The organism is Paenibacillus woosongensis (assembly GCF_009725165.1).
Classification (GTDB): Bacteria; Bacillota; Bacilli; order Paenibacillales; family Paenibacillaceae; genus Fontibacillus; species Fontibacillus woosongensis.
Map to the genome: position 1 here is coordinate 37,536 of NZ_WNZW01000004.1, position 14,841 is coordinate 52,376.

The window sequence follows — 14,841 nt, forward strand, 5'->3', positions numbered from 1 at the left end:
ATATCGAATTATATAAAAAAGGGTTTGTTAAATGTTTTTTTATTTTGCAGGCAGGGGTGCTGTAATGAAAGGGTTAGTCAAAGCCATTGTTATTTTTATGGGATTAGTATTAGCAGCCTATTGTGCATATTTACTTGAAAGCTCTGGGGAGAAGGATTCATTAGGGCAAACTATTGTACAATGGGATATCGCATGGACTAATGAATTTGATACAAATATGGATGAGCGCAAATTGGAAGAAATCCAAGGTTGGACGCAGATTTCATTAAATGCCCCTATGCCTGAAAGACCTAGGGATGCAACGTCCCAATGGATAAAGGTTACACTTCCAAAGCTTTTACCGGGTTCCTCTACGATTCTAATCGATAAAATTTATGGTAAGCATATTGTTGCTTTTATGAACGGTAATAAAATATATGAGTCAGTGCGTGATTATAATTATGAAATTAATAGTGTACTTTTGCCTTTAGATGAAGTTGATTCAAATAAAACACTTTATATCGGAATCTATTCTCATAATAGAATAGGAATTCCAGATGTAATTAAAGTAGGGGCCTATCAAGAGCTGATCAAAGAGTATGTCAGGGGGAACATAGCTGACTTTATATTAGGCAGCACACTTATTTTTATTGCAATTATTATGTTAGCTTGTACAGTATTTTTAAGATCGGATAACTTGATTATCTGGCTCTCTCTATGTGTGGTTTTTTTATCTAGTGGTGTAATTGTTGTAACCTACTCATCCTTTTTATATTGGCTATTTGAGGATAAAGGAAATTTATATGTTACCTTGTTTGATGCGGCACTATTTATTTTATTGCCGGCATTCACATTTTTCTTTGAGAAGGTATTTGGTCCTGGCTATTACTCCATTATTAGGAGGTTTAGGAACTTCCAACTTGGATATTCTATGTTTTGCGTGGTTATGGTTGTTTTTCATCATTTATCATCAGGAAAGTACCACAGTATGTATAGCTTTGTGACACAGGAAATACTAGGGTACATTATGATTATTCAGTTTATCTTACTTCTGAGTATCGTCACTGTTTATACATTCCAAAAGAATAAAGACGCAGTTATATTTACAACTGGATTTTTGGTTTTCGCGATACTAGGAGTTGGTGAGCTGATTTGGTTTTATTCTCAAAATGCATACTACGACCTCTTCCTATGGAAATGGGGTGTAATTAGCTTCCTAATCTCCTTAATTATCATACTTGGGAGAAGATTTTCTGAAAACCATGAACAGGTGGTCGAGTACTCTAAGCAGCTTGAGATGTTCAATAATGAATTGCAGCGTTCGGAGAAAATGGAAATTATCAGTGAAATGGCAGCTTCTGTAGCTCATGAAGTTCGGAATCCACTGCAGGTAACCAGAGGATTTATTCAATTAATGGCTGAAAAGCATGAGCAATCTGAAAAGGTATATTTGAATATGGCTCTTGATGAACTTGATCGAGCATCGAATATTATCACTGATTTTCTTACTTTTGCCAAACCGGAAGTAGGAAAAGTGGCTACATTAAACTTACTTCAGGAATTTATACATATTGAGGGAATACTAGTACCAATGGCAAATTTGCAGGGAGGAAAAATATCTGTAAATATACCTGACAATTTATTGATTAAGGGAAATTCCTCTAAATTTAAGCAAGCCATTATTAATATTATCAAAAATAGTATCGAATCACTTCAAGGCGAAGGAGATATTCAAGTTTGGGGATATAAAGAAGATGGCTGGGTCTACGTTCATATCAAAGATAATGGTGAGGGAATGGATTCAGATGTATTGGCCCGGCTTGGGGAACCTTATTTCTCCAATAAAACTAAAGGGACGGGACTCGGCCTAATGGTTACGTTCCGAATTATTGAAGTAATGCAAGGTGAAATTACCTTCTTGAGTGAAAAAGGAGTAGGTACCGAAGCAATTATTCGCTTCCCGTCAAGAGATACTTGACGGGAAGTTTTTTTGCCATGGCCCTACTCGTTTGTGATCATATTTCAAAAATATTTACATCCACACAGCATTCGGCTTGATGTCACTTTTAATTACTTCCGACGGATTTGGGGGAAGAACAAGATAAAATTCGTCGGAATTTTCCTCAACTGCCTTAACCTTGATGTGATCCGGAATTATAACCCCGAGCGCCTCCTGGATTGCCGCCTTTGGATCGGCTAGCAGCTTTGCTTTGAAACTAGGGTCTTGCCAAGCTTTCTGAATAATTTGCGTTTGAAGGAGAGCTCCTGATGTTGTCATAAAGATCACCCTTTCTCAGAAAAAATGGTTATAAACACTTACATATTATAGCATTAATCTCAGTTTTAATCTAGGAATTAGAATTTTTTTTCGACAGCCAGTACTCCAATCCGCCATTTTCCAGCAATTTCCTGTCCCTTTCGATCTGCTTGGCGGCTTGCCGAATATTATGTACAAGGAATTCATGGAAATCATAGAGATGCTGGGTATAACAACGAACACCACTTAATGCTTGGTGGTGAGTCTCTGCTTGCTGCGCATACTCTGATAAGATGCCTTGCGTGTATATAGCTTGTCTTATCTCATCTGGCGTAGGTCGGCGCTTCTCTGTCAGCTGCTGCTTCGTTTCGATCAGTGCAATGAGACAGTTATAGCTGCCTTCCTTCAGATCCTTCTCCCAGTCCATCCAATCATCCAGCATTTGCAGTGTAATCAGAACGGTATCCACGCTGTCTTCGAGCAACGGAATCATGTTCTCCTGATTAGAGAGCAAGCAAATAGCGGCAACCGTCAGCTTGACGGGCGCTGCCTTATGAGCGACCCTTACAGGAGCCTCTAGGAAGAAATTATTACTGTTCTCGTAAGTGACGGCATCTGCCCATTCCGCGATGTATTTCCGGAAATAGGGCCAGAACGGTGAGTCGGCAGGAAAATAGCTTCTGTAGATGTTCAAGAATTCAAAGTGAATCAGATCGGCCAGGGGCAACTGATGCTTAAACCGCGCTTCTGGATTATCCATCAGATCATCGAGAAGGTGATAGTACATCATTCCGAAAATATTTGCTATCGCGATTTGGCGGCAATCCGTAATCGGTACTGTGGATTTCTCCTTCAGCCAGTACGGCAGAAGGTAGCAAATATAATTTTTCGAGCGATTCTCCTTCAATACATGGAATTTGTCGAGGAAGTCACGGGCTGGTTGGCTAAAGGAGGGAGGGAGGCCAGATAACAACTTGTCTGCAGTAGTGAACGCTTGCTGCAAATCTTCTTCATAATTCAAAAGCCAGCGCAAAATAAACACCTCTCATCATAATAGAAGCCCGGTATACCAATAACATAATTCGTTAGGCAAAGAAGACGAGAGTAATCCGGTAACTATTATTATAGCCTATATGAAAAGTTCTAAAAATACAAATTTATGACTTTTGATCTAATTGCAGCTCGTTTGTTCTTTTTTCATATTCAAAATACCGCCAAGAGACCTCTTAGCGGTATTTTTTAGGGAAGGCTATATTTTATGCGTTCGGCATATTTAAGGCTTTGTCGACATTTTGTATGTCCATCTGTATTTGTTGGTCTGGATCGTAAGCGTTATAATAGCCGTTATCCTTCATATAATTGAAAATTTGTTCGTGAAGGTTAACAGCTTTACTCAGTTGATCACACAGTACGTTTCTGACCTCTGGAGTTGCTGCCTCGGAGAGTGCGGCTGCATAGTTTTTAATACCGCTTTTAGCTGCAATCAATAGATCGGAAGCAATCACCTGATCAGTCATTGCGTTCATTCCAGTCATATTTTTCATTATGGTATTCATTTGCGGCCTCCTGTTTTATACGAGTAGATTTCTTAGCTGCTGAATATCTTCAGTTCCGCTGCGCACGTCATTTTCCAAAATCATTTTAAGGTTTTGATCAGTAACCATAGGCGCCATCGTCTGGCTTTTAGTGAGGCAAGTGGTTTTGAAAGTAAGCAGCTCATGAAGCTCCAGCTTCTCATGAACCCCCAGATTTTGTGCAGGCATAATAACCCCTCCTTTCTCAAGGATTGTTATTTCCTGAACTGCGGGGATTTATACTGGCTTCATTGCGGCGATTCAAATACGCTTGTAGTCCGCAAACCGCCTTTAGAACATTTGCCGAAACCCGATGAAGATCAACAGCAAGCCGGAAACTACCGTTGCCCGGTGGCCCAGTTTCTCGGCTGCGAACTTTTCCCCGAATCCGGCGCAAAGCGCCAGTAAAATAAAGCTGAATAAGCCAACGGACAGAGAGGTGTACCATACGTTCAATTGAGTAATACCTGCGTTAAAGCCGCCGGCTAAAGCATTCATCGCTAGGGCGATTCCGAGTACTATGGACTCAGGCAAACTAAGCGATTTGGAGCTGTCGGCATCCGCTTCCTCTGGGTTTTGGAGCAGCCGTGTAAGCGAGTTGGAAGAGGACGTTTTGGGAGTGGGCTTTTTTTCTACATAAGGCTGGACCAGCACCCATACGCCGACACCGATAATGACGATGGTTCCGATCAACTGGCCGATCCAAAGGGGCATCCAGGTGGATATCAAATTCCCAAATAAGCCGGAAACAAGGGTAGCCAAAAAGGAAATGAAGGCAATGGTTAAATTGGAATACCAGGGGATATGGATTTTTCGAACACCGTAAGCAATTCCGACTCCAGCGTTGTCTAAATTGGATGCCACACCGATCGCGATGATCGCTAAAAGACTGTAGGAACTCAACGAGGTTCACTCCTTTGCATCGCTTTGCTCACAGCATATGCCTAGGACTGCATTTTGGCTCCTATAATAATTTGCTGAAAGTGAGGAGAAAAACTCCCTTTCTACCGTATAAAGTAGTATAATTTACAATAAGATATATCTGAGGAGTGATAAATGTGCTTGAAAACTTGTTGCGGCCAACGCATCTGCTGTTGCTGGTCATTGCCGCGCTCCTGTTGTTCGGTCCCAGCAAACTGCCGGAACTTGGACGCAGTTTTGGCACGATGTTAAGGGAATTTAAGAAAGGCGCCCGCGGAGATTTCAAAGAAGAGGAAGACAAGCCGCAGGAAGTCAAGTCCATCGAAGAAACAAGCAAGTCCTAATGATAGAAAATGGGGGCGCCTGAAGGTGCCTTTTTTGTTGCTTGAAAAACGAAATTCGCCTGTAATAAGACATGAGTTTATCTTGATCCAAGTGGCTTTTATTCAAGTTCGCTTCACCTCCCCAAAAAAAAGCTGTGCATAAGTCATCGAAATAACTTATACACAGCCCACCGATTATTTTAATTTAAAGGCACTGATATCTTCCTTAATCTTTGTGATACTTTCCATTAAATCCTCAACCACTTCAAGATTCTGAACTAATGTGTCTGCTAATTCATCAGTTACTGCTGTTGTAATTACGGTTTTATCCAGAATTTCTTGTGAATCGCTGCTAATGAGGTCAACGGCATTCACAATATCCTCTGTGCTTAGCATTTGCCTTGTGATTTGCTCCATGAGATTTGTAATATAAGCCGTACTATGCTCTGTTGATTCTTTCATATTATTAATAATATGAGTGAAATGAGTTGCAATTTTCTCAGTATCCTCAACATGGGATTTAACATCTTCATTGGCAGATTGTACTTGGGTTATTTTACCGTTAATGTTGTTGATAATCTCGCTAATTTTCTGTGTTTCTAAACTTGTAGCTTCGGACAGCTTCTTCACTTCATGGGCTACAACGGCAAACCCTCTGCCTTCATCGCCAGCTCTGCTTGCTTCAATGGAGGCGTTCAAGGATAACAAGTTAGTCTGGTTTGCAAAGTTCTGTATGGTTACCAATACCTCTTGAATCGATTGCGCATATTCGATCAGCTCCTGTATTTCATCGCTTGATCGGTCGACGCTTTGTGAGATTCCTTGAACATTGCTATTCAATGTCTCGATATTATGCACACCTTCTTGGACGCTTGCTAAAGATTTCTCCGACATGGTTTTCGTAGCGCTAATTTCATTGACGGAGCCTTTATTGGTTTCCAATATTTCATGCAGGCTCGCTAATGACTCTTCTGTGTTTGCACTTTGATTTGTAACGCTATTTTCGATCAATCTGAAATGTTCTTGCAGCTGCAGTATACCCTCTCTATCATTCTTACCGTTCACTACTGACTGGATAACACCATAAACAGCAGTATTTTTCTCGTTCACTTCTAACGTAAGATTCTGTATTTTTTGTAAAGTCGCACTGAGCTGGTCGCTAAATTGGTTAAGGTAATTCGAAAATAGCGAGAATTCATCCTTAGAGGTAATTTTAGCACGGGCACTCAGGTTTCCTTTTCCCATTTCTTGCAGCAGATATCGGAATTGATCGACGTTCTTTTGGATACTGCGAGTGATGATGAATACAATGATAATAACTATCGCAATTGCCGCAATACTTAAAATAATAATCGTCGCTCTTAAACTGCTCGCACCGGTCACCATATCGTCCGAAATATTCTCATGTATGCTTTCAATGACGCTGCGAACTTCAGCAACCAAGGTTGTATTCTCATTGATCAACTGAACCAGCGATGAATCTATGGGCTGCAATTCTTCTAGGATGTTCATTTTCTCTTCCATAAGGCTTATTGCTTCTGTAGGTGTTTCGTTGCTGCCGAAGTAATTACCAAAGGCTGCCTTCATTTCATTCATAATTGAACTGATCTCCTGATAAAGCTTTGTAACCTCTTCACTTTTACCTTCGATCACAGCCCGATTATATTCATTCAAAAGCTGATTAATCTGATTGGAGGCATTACTGAAATCATAGCGTTGATCCAAAGCGACTCCTATTGAGATATTCTTGGAGTGAACAGCTGTATCAAAGTATATTTCAAAAGAAACCTGATCATATTCATTTAAATTCATGTCTGCCGTATTTATTTCAATTCCGATCTCTTCCCATGATGCATTTGCTGCTGTAAATTTGTTAGCGATTTTAAATGCAGGTTGCCCTTGAAAGGTTGTAAACTCAATTCCGTCGAAGGCAGAGCCGTAGCTGCGCTGTAAAGCGGAATCTGATACTTTTGCAAAGTCTATCACAGTTTGGGATGATTCGTTGATGAGTTGAATATTCGTTAAATAGGCTGTGCCTTTGTATTCTACAGCATCGCCGCCGATCCGGACCAATAGCTTATCGCGATCCCCTTTATCTGGGATGTTGTTAAAATAGCGATATTTACTATAGGTAGTTCCGTCGACAGTTTCAGTCCCTAGCATTAAAGTTGCAGTATTCAACATAGGAATGTCGACCCAGTTCGCTATCTTGCTCAACAAATCCCTTTGTTCTTGAAGTGAGCTTTCATTATCATTCAGCTTTTGATAGATGCCAGCGGATAGATCGAACCCGCGTTCATCGGATAGGTCAATAATTTGCTGCATGTTTGATTTATTCTGAGCTAATAGGGTTCCTAAATTACCCCATTCCTTGTTGTATTTGCTGTTTGGATGGTTCGTATTGATAATATTAAAAGCTTGGTCGATGTTAGTGTAGATTTCGTCCAAATAATTGCTATCTTTAGAAGAGACATACATGACGTCCAAGGTTTCATTCTGTTCCGATAGTCGGTTAACTTGGCTCATATGGGTTGTCATTTGATAGTTTTGATGGTTGCTATTCAGCATAGTAAGCGACATTCCGCCAATGAGTAAGATAATGACCAGACATACTGCGCTTAGCAACATAAGTTTGAACTTCAAGGAATGAACCAGCTTTGTTTTAGTTTCCCCATGAACACCTGATGCTTTTTCTCTAGATGGTTTGCTCTGCATGTACGAATCTCCTCTTCCAGTATTGTCCTTCATCGGACTCTCTAATTTCATGGTACAAAAGAACTACCTTTATTTGTTGTCGGCTTAAGCTCGATGGTTTATTAGAAGGCACCCATTAATTATGTACAAAACAGAGGATTACTAAAAAGCGGCAATCTCTTTCCGTGGAACTCCGGAAATGGATCGCCGCTTATAACCTTATTGTTGACGTATGCTTAATACGCCTTGATCAAATTGTAAGTTGTAGTCCCGGCAAAGGTAGAGGAGCTTTGGATCATCCAGCCGGAAGGCAAGTTGTAAGTCGAGGTTACCTGCTCAGTGCTTCCAGTAGGCAGGCCATTTAAATTAACTAGATTGTATGTGGTTGTTCCCGCAAACGTGGAGGAACTCTTAATCATCCAGCCAGCAGGCGTGTTAAAGGTAGAAGTAACCTGCTGCGTTGCGCGTGCAGGGCCGTTGTTGAGGTTGACAATGACGTAGGTGGTTGTCCCGGCAAAGGTGGAGGAGCTCTTGATCATCCAGCCGTATGGCATATTATAAGTGGATGTAACCGATTGTGTTGCTCCATAAGGCGCTCCGTTTAAATCAACAAGTACATAGGTTGTGGTTCCGGCAAAGGTGGAGGAACTCTTAATCATCCAGCCGGCAGGGATGTTGTAGGTGGATGTGACAGTGATTGTGTTCCCGTAGGCTGCGTGAGCCAAGCCGTACGAATTGGCAAATATCAGAAGGAAAACAAGTAGAACGGCACAGTGCTTCAGTTTTTTCATACTAAACCTCCTAAAATTTAGTTGATTGCTATATTTATTATATAATGGAAATTATATCCTTAACAATAGCTTTGTTTGTTTAAAATTATTACGAAAAAAGCAAAATGAGATTCCTACGTTTAAGGTATGGTTATTAAACGAAGATAAGCAAGTTACTGAGGGGGCTTGATTAGTATCATAGATTAAATGAAGATATAGGAGGCGTTGGGGGCGATTATAGAGGAGGACAGGCCGCATTGGATAAAGGGGTAAACAATGCGGCCTCCAACAAGATTGGCGAACAGGGGGCATGGCTCGAAAAAGGAGAAAATACGGACGGCAACAGTTTTGATGGCGTAATTGATACACCCATTTATCCTTCAGCAACCTCCGGTTTCTTCCAGTACAGCGCGATTACCGTTCCGATCAACAGGACGATGGCCGCGAAATAGTAGGGATAGTTCAAATTAATATCGAACAGCGCACCACCCACAATTGGGCCAAAAATATTGCCGATGCTAGTAAATGTCGAGTTCATGCCCCCCACAAAGCCTTGCTCGTTCCCGGCAATCTTTGATAAATAGGACGTGATGGCCGGGCGAATCAAATCGAAGCCGGTAAAGAGGACAAAGGTGGTCAGCAGGATGATGAAATATGTGCTTACATATGTCATCAGGAGTACAAGAACCGTGGAAATTCCCAGGCAGTAACGGATGACATTGATTTCGCCTAAACGCTTGGTGAGGCGGTCAAACAGCAGGATCTGGGCAATCGCACCGACCAGTGCCCCGCCAGTAATGACGATAGCAATATCCTTCGGCGTGAAGCCGAACTTATGGTCAACGAACAGGCTGAAGAGCGACTCAAATGCAGCCAGGCCGAACGACAACACAAAGATCAATATGAATGCGATGAAATACATCGGTATGAAGATGCGGCGCAGACCGCTCGTTTGCCCTGGTTTTGTGGAGTCCTCAGCTGCACGTTCAGGCTCTTTCAGCAGAACCAGAGACAGAATCGCAGCGAGCCCACCCAGCAGCCCGGCTGTATAGAAAGGGAGGCGCGTGTCGATTTCCGCGAGAAATCCGCCAAATCCGGGGCCGATGATAAAGCCCGTGCTGATGGCAGCAGACATATAGCCAAGCGCCCTGGGGCGGGTTTCGTTTGTTGTAATATCCGCGATAAAAGCTGTTACCGCTGGCATAATGAACGCCGCGCTGACTCCGCCAAGCATGCGGGACACGAACAATACTTCAACCGTTTTTCCGAATCCGAACAGAAACTCCGAGAAGCCGAAAATGAACAGGCCGAGCACTATCATGACCTTGCGTCCGTACTTGTCCACCCAGCGCCCGGCAAACGGCGAACTGATCAGCTGTGTAATGGCAAAGGCCGATACCATATAACCTACGACTTTCCCGCTAATATTCAGCTCATTCATAATAGTAGGCAGCACCGGAATAACGAGCCCAATCCCAAGGAAGGCGATAAATAAATTCGTTAGCAGGATGGCCAAGGTGATTTTTGGATTTTTCATAAACAAGACTCCTCTAAATCCATACTGTAAAAACAGTAGATGATGGATAACTCTATATGTAAGGTTGATCCGTAGAGTTATTATTATACAGTAATAATATCTCTGTTGCAGTATAGGATGTCTTTGCTGTTCAAACGCACTGATTATGGCGCGAGGCCATTGGAATATGAGGGATGTGTTGTGCAATAACTGGATTTGTTGCAGTTAAAAGTTGTTCTTACCTTCAGAATGTAATTTAACTGGATTTTGTGTAACTAAATAAGTCGGAAAGCCCGAGTTGGGGAAAAAATGAAGAGTTAGATACGCAAAATACAGCCATTTCGTCTAATCATGGGAAAAAGGAAAAAATAGAATCATGAAATCCATCTAAATCGAGCGTAGGTCTGGGCTGCTGAAGAAGTCGCGAATTAGGCGATATAGGAAGCTGTGGCAGGCAAATGCTCGAAGAATTTCTGAGTTTGGGGAAAATGATTGCCTTAAACATCGCACCGCAATATGTAAAGGAGTTCATGGATGAGGCGGACGGTATGTATAGTGTAAGATGCAACCCCCAAGAAGGACACTTTGTACAAAGTGTCCTTCTTGGAGGTTACTTGACGTTTTTAATGTGGGGAAATTAAAACAAGGATTTAAAAGAGCGGCAGATTCAAGCGGATCGCCCTGTATCCGAAGGGTTCTACCGCCACTTGGCCTGGCGGAACCTCGTCTCCGGTTAAGGCATCCGTACCCTGGCAAGGCAAGGTGACGCTTCCGCCGCGGCCATCCATATTGACGATGAACCATACCGTTTGGCCGCTAGCTTCGTATCTTGGCGCTACAAGCGTCCCAGGAGTCACATCGCTTCTGGCGGTTACCCCTGCTTCATCCGCATAATGCCGGATAAGCTTGCGAAGCATGGCCTCCCCCTCCTCGCCGCCCGGCATCGAGCCCAGCATGACGATCTTCCCCTGCCCATACCGATGCTCGGTCAAGAAGGCCAGGCCCGGCGTCAGCCCTTCACGGATTTCGCCTACCACGGATGCGCCGCCTTCCAGCGGCTGGAATACCGCACTCCAAAGCGAAAGCGGGGCCGATACGCCGAATGCGCGTCCAATCGATCCCGTACCGTCCATAGGGTACGTGTACACTGTCTTCACGCCTGCTCGTTTCTCCAGTTCGCCCAGCCCCGCATCCGTCGGTATCGCATGCTCCTCCGTACGTCCTCCGGTAAGCGGCCCGGCGATCCAGATGCCGCCCCCGGCTGCGAATTCCAGCGCCCGCTGCAAATAATCCTCGGGCACGTAAGGGAGAAACGGCGTGAACAACAGCTTGTATCCGCCGAGATCGGCTCCTTCAGGAAGTACATCCCGGTGAATGCCTAGCGATAAGATCCTTCCATAGAAATCGTTCACCAATCCCCGGTGATCCAGCTTCCGGTGCGGCTCTGTCTTCAAATAAGCTTTTGCTATATCCGAATACGTCATCGCCACTTCAGCCTGCATCGGCTTTGTCTCCAGCAGAACCGCCTCAAGCTCCTTCCTGGCTGCCTCGGCCTCCAGCACCTGGCGATGCCCGATCGTCGGCTGGCCCCAGGCGCTCACGACGGAGCCGTGGGGCTGCTCGCTGCCCGCCCGCTGCTGGCGCCACAGCCAGTAGCAGAAGGCCTGAGCGCCCAGGGCATAGGCCGCCACCGCTTCGGCCTTCACGTACCCGTTCGGGTGTGGCGCGGCGTAACTCTCCAGGGAGGCGGCGTGGGACGGACTTGTCTCCATGATCCAGAAATCCTTGCCCGGCTTGAAATTCCGCCATAAATCACAATTGAACAAATAGGCGTGCGCGTTCTCCCTGGACGCATACGTATCAAACGATGCGAAGTCCAGGTTCTTGAACAGCCGTTCGTTGTCGACATGAAAAGCGATGCTGCTGTTATGGGTAATCGGCGCGGCGGAGTAGCGCCGAATGATCGCCGCTTGTTCGTCCGCGAAATCTGCGATTTTCTCCATAGAGAAGCGCTGGTACATCGTCCGCAGGGACGAATTGTGCAGGAAGGGAGCCGGACCCGGCTGCGGCACTTGGTCGAACCGCTGGTAAGCCTGGCTCCAGACGTTCGTTCCCCAGGCCTCGTTGAGCCTGCTGATCGTGCCGTAGCGCTGCTCCAGCCAGCGATGCCACAAGTTTTTGCACGTGCTGCACATGCACTCCGCCACATGGGCTTTGAACTCGTTGTCGAGCTGCCAGGCGATGACGCCCGGCAAGGAGCCGACGGCCTGGGCGATATGCTCGGTAATGATCGCAGCCCGCTCGCGGAAATAAGGGTGATTCGTACAGACATGCTGACGCGCTCCGTGCCCCATCACGGTACCGCATTCATCTACGTACATCCGCTCCGGATGGCCATGGCTAAGCCAGATCGGCGGCGTCGGCGTCGGCGTGCACATCACCGTGTCGATCCCATGCTCATACAGCAGCTCAATCACTTCGACAAACGAACTGATATCGATCCGCCCTTCTTCCGGCTCAAAGGCAGACCAGGCAAACTCCCCAATTCGCACCACATTAATTCCCGTTTGCTTCATCATCTCGATATCCTGCAGAAGCACGTCCCGGCTCCATAGCTCCGGGTACAGGCAGGCTCCGTGATATAGCTTCTTATTCAACCCGTCTCACCTCTCCATCGTTGATAATTTACCTCCCCACCAGTCTGTCTTAGCCGTTATCTCCCGGCAATAGCAATGTTTTGCCGCATTTGCACTTTTTTGTGGGGACCGGTCTGCAGTGCGGTTTGCCAGGCCTTCAAGAAAGTCTAATTGCCGGAAAATAAGCCCTGACCCATAATGGGGCTACATCGATTGCAAGCTGCCGGCTTCCCGATGAATATGGAGGTGAACAGAGTGAAACCTACGGCTGCGCCAAACAACCTTATGAGGAAACAAGCCTTAAGAGCCGAACGGGAGACCCGCTGGAAGCGCCTGAAGCGCGATAAGTGGCTGTATATTCTTTTATTGCCGGGCCTGCTGTATTTTCTGATTTTTAAATATGTGCCGATGTGGGGAATCTTGCTTGCATTTAAAAACTACCAGCCTTTCATCGGATTTTGGAAAAGCGAATGGGTAGGCTTCGAGCATTTCAAGGTTTTTTTCCAAAACCCGGATTTCTTCATGCTGCTGCGAAATACGCTGGTGCTGTCTTTGTACAACTTGATTTTCTTCTTCCCGGCTCCGATTATCCTGGCACTGCTGCTCAATGAAATACGCCGGGCGCTCTTTAAAAGAACGATCCAAACGCTGATCTATGTGCCTCACTTTATTTCCATGGTTATCGTGGCAAGCTTGACTTATGTATTTCTGACGACCGAAGGCGGTATGGTCAATGAGTTTTTGTATGCGTTTACAGGCCGGAAAATCGACTTCCTCGCCAGTCCCGACTGGTTCCGGCCGCTGATTATTATCCAGACGATCTGGAAGGAGTGCGGCTGGGGGACGATTATTTTCCTTGCGGCTCTGGCGGGTGTCGACGTGGAGCAATACGAAGCTGCCATCGTTGACGGGGCCAGCCGCTGGAGGCAGCTGTGGCATATCACTTTGCCTTCGATTCGCAGCACGATCGTCATTCTGCTTATTTTGCGGATGGGAACGATTCTCGATAACGGGTTCGAGCAAATTTATTTGATGATGAATGCCTTGAATCGAGAGGTCGCGGAGGTGTTCGACACCTACGTGTACGCGCTGGGAATTACGCAAGGGGCATTTAGCTATAGTACGGCTGTTGGATTGTTCAAATCGGTCATCGGTGTGATACTTGTCCTTGGCTCCAACTGGCTGGCGAAGAAATCCGGTGAATCGGGACTGTACTGACCACTGAACTTAGGGAGGAGAAGATGCTGTGGGCAAGCAATACAGAAGCACAAGCGAGAAAATATTCGACGCATTCAACTACGTATTCCTTGCGCTATTCGGACTGCTGGCGATATTGCCCTTCATATTCGTCATCTCGGGTTCGTTCGCCACGGATGCCGAAATTACGAAACGCGCCGTATTCCTGATTCCCAAGACATTTTCGCTGGATGCGTATAAATTCATTTTTTCCACGGATACGATCATGCGCAGCATTGGCGTCTCGATCTATGTGACCGTCGTCGGTACGATCGTCAATCTGTTCTTTACGGTGACGATGGCTTACCCGATGGCCCGGCGCAATCTCATGGGGCGCAATTTGATATTGAACCTCGTTATATTCACGATGCTGTTCGGCGGCGGGATGATCCCGACCTATCTGGTCATTCGCGAGCTCCATTTGCTGGACTCCTTGAATTCGCTTATTTTACCTGGGGCAATCAGCGCGTTTAATCTCATCATCGTCAAAAACTTCTTTCAGGAGCTGCCCCCGGGGCTGGAGGAAGCCGCCAAAATCGACGGCTGCAACGAGCTCAGCCTGCTGTGGAAAATCGTGCTTCCGCTCTCGAAGCCCGTGCTCGCCACCTTCACGCTGTTTTACGCGGTGGGACACTGGAACAATTTCTTCTCGGCCCTGCTCTACATCAATGATCCCAGCAAATGGCCCCTGCAGGTGATGCTGAGGCAAATCGTCATGCTGTCGCAATCGGCTGGCGATTTAAGCTCTATGGACCCTACCTTCGTGCAGCCGCCGGAGCAGTCGATCAAAATGGCGGTCATCGTCGTCGGCACGATTCCGATTCTATGCGTATATCCGTTCCTGCAGAAGCATTTTGCCAAGGGAGTGCTCCTGGGCTCGATCAAGGGTTAACTTCATCCGGCTCCTGGAAGCAGACTGTGGAGTCAGATGATTT

General features: G+C 45.5%; 13 protein-coding genes. 4 read left to right on the forward strand and 9 right to left on the reverse strand.

Annotation, left to right across the window (positions count from 1 at the left end):
• The first annotated feature begins 64 nt into the window (after positions 1–64).
• Entirely contained in the window at positions 65–1,957 is a 1,893-nt protein-coding gene (locus GNP95_RS13260) for a sensor histidine kinase (protein ID WP_155611359.1), read from the forward strand.
• A 54-nt stretch (positions 1,958–2,011) separates the two neighbouring features.
• Here GNP95_RS13260 and GNP95_RS13265 read toward each other — a convergent pair whose 3' ends face one another.
• The 5 genes from GNP95_RS13265 to ytaF form a co-directional block, all read right to left on the reverse strand.
• Positions 2,012–2,257, reverse strand: a complete 246-nt coding sequence (locus GNP95_RS13265; protein ID WP_155611360.1) for an NHLP leader peptide family RiPP precursor — start codon at positions 2,255–2,257, stop codon at positions 2,012–2,014.
• A 70-nt stretch (positions 2,258–2,327) separates the two neighbouring features.
• Positions 2,328–3,257: a hypothetical protein gene (locus GNP95_RS13270; protein ID WP_230873803.1), complete on the reverse strand. Its 930-nt coding sequence runs from the start codon at positions 3,255–3,257 to the stop codon at positions 2,328–2,330.
• A 235-nt stretch (positions 3,258–3,492) separates the two neighbouring features.
• A complete protein-coding gene (locus GNP95_RS13275; protein ID WP_155611362.1) occupies positions 3,493–3,792 on the reverse strand; it encodes a spore coat protein in 300 nt (99 codons plus the stop codon).
• Positions 3,793–3,807: 15 nt separating this feature from the next.
• A complete protein-coding gene (locus GNP95_RS13280) occupies positions 3,808–3,999 on the reverse strand; it encodes a hypothetical protein (protein ID WP_155611363.1) in 192 nt (63 codons plus the stop codon).
• Positions 4,000–4,101: 102 nt separating this feature from the next.
• On the reverse strand, positions 4,102–4,713 hold the full coding sequence (gene ytaF / locus GNP95_RS13285) for a sporulation membrane protein YtaF (RefSeq protein ID WP_155611364.1): 612 nt from the start codon (positions 4,711–4,713) through the stop codon (positions 4,102–4,104).
• Between the two features lie 155 nt (positions 4,714–4,868).
• On the opposite strand from ytaF, the gene tatA reads away from it, so the two are divergent.
• A complete protein-coding gene (gene tatA / locus GNP95_RS13290) occupies positions 4,869–5,075 on the forward strand; it encodes a twin-arginine translocase TatA/TatE family subunit (protein ID WP_213593387.1) in 207 nt (68 codons plus the stop codon).
• Between the two features lie 174 nt (positions 5,076–5,249).
• Here the strand turns inward: tatA and GNP95_RS13295 are convergent, their stop codons facing one another.
• The 4 genes from GNP95_RS13295 to GNP95_RS13310 all read right to left on the reverse strand — a co-directional run bounded on the left by GNP95_RS13295 (position 5,250) and on the right by GNP95_RS13310 (position 12,691).
• Positions 5,250–7,769, reverse strand: a complete 2,520-nt coding sequence (locus tag GNP95_RS13295) for a methyl-accepting chemotaxis protein (RefSeq protein ID WP_196427173.1) — start codon at positions 7,767–7,769, stop codon at positions 5,250–5,252.
• Between the two features lie 215 nt (positions 7,770–7,984).
• On the reverse strand, positions 7,985–8,539 hold the full coding sequence (locus GNP95_RS13300) for a hypothetical protein (protein ID WP_155611366.1): 555 nt from the start codon (positions 8,537–8,539) through the stop codon (positions 7,985–7,987).
• A 352-nt stretch (positions 8,540–8,891) separates the two neighbouring features.
• Positions 8,892–10,055 carry a multidrug efflux MFS transporter NorA gene (norA, locus tag GNP95_RS13305; RefSeq protein WP_155611367.1) on the reverse strand — a complete coding sequence of 388 codons (1,164 nt, stop codon included), beginning with the start codon at positions 10,053–10,055 and terminating at the stop codon, positions 8,892–8,894.
• Between the two features lie 629 nt (positions 10,056–10,684).
• Complete coding sequence (locus GNP95_RS13310; protein ID WP_155611368.1) at positions 10,685–12,691, reverse strand: beta-galactosidase; 2,007 nt, start codon at positions 12,689–12,691, stop codon at positions 10,685–10,687.
• Positions 12,692–12,955: 264 nt separating this feature from the next.
• Here GNP95_RS13310 and GNP95_RS13315 point away from each other — a divergent pair, with 264 nt between their 5' ends.
• On the forward strand, positions 12,956–13,888 hold the full coding sequence (locus tag GNP95_RS13315; RefSeq protein ID WP_230873811.1) for an ABC transporter permease: 933 nt from the start codon (positions 12,956–12,958) through the stop codon (positions 13,886–13,888).
• A 28-nt stretch (positions 13,889–13,916) separates the two neighbouring features.
• Complete coding sequence (locus GNP95_RS13320; protein ID WP_330163412.1) at positions 13,917–14,798, forward strand: carbohydrate ABC transporter permease; 882 nt, start codon at positions 13,917–13,919, stop codon at positions 14,796–14,798.
• The last annotated feature ends 43 nt before the right edge of the window (positions 14,799–14,841 follow it).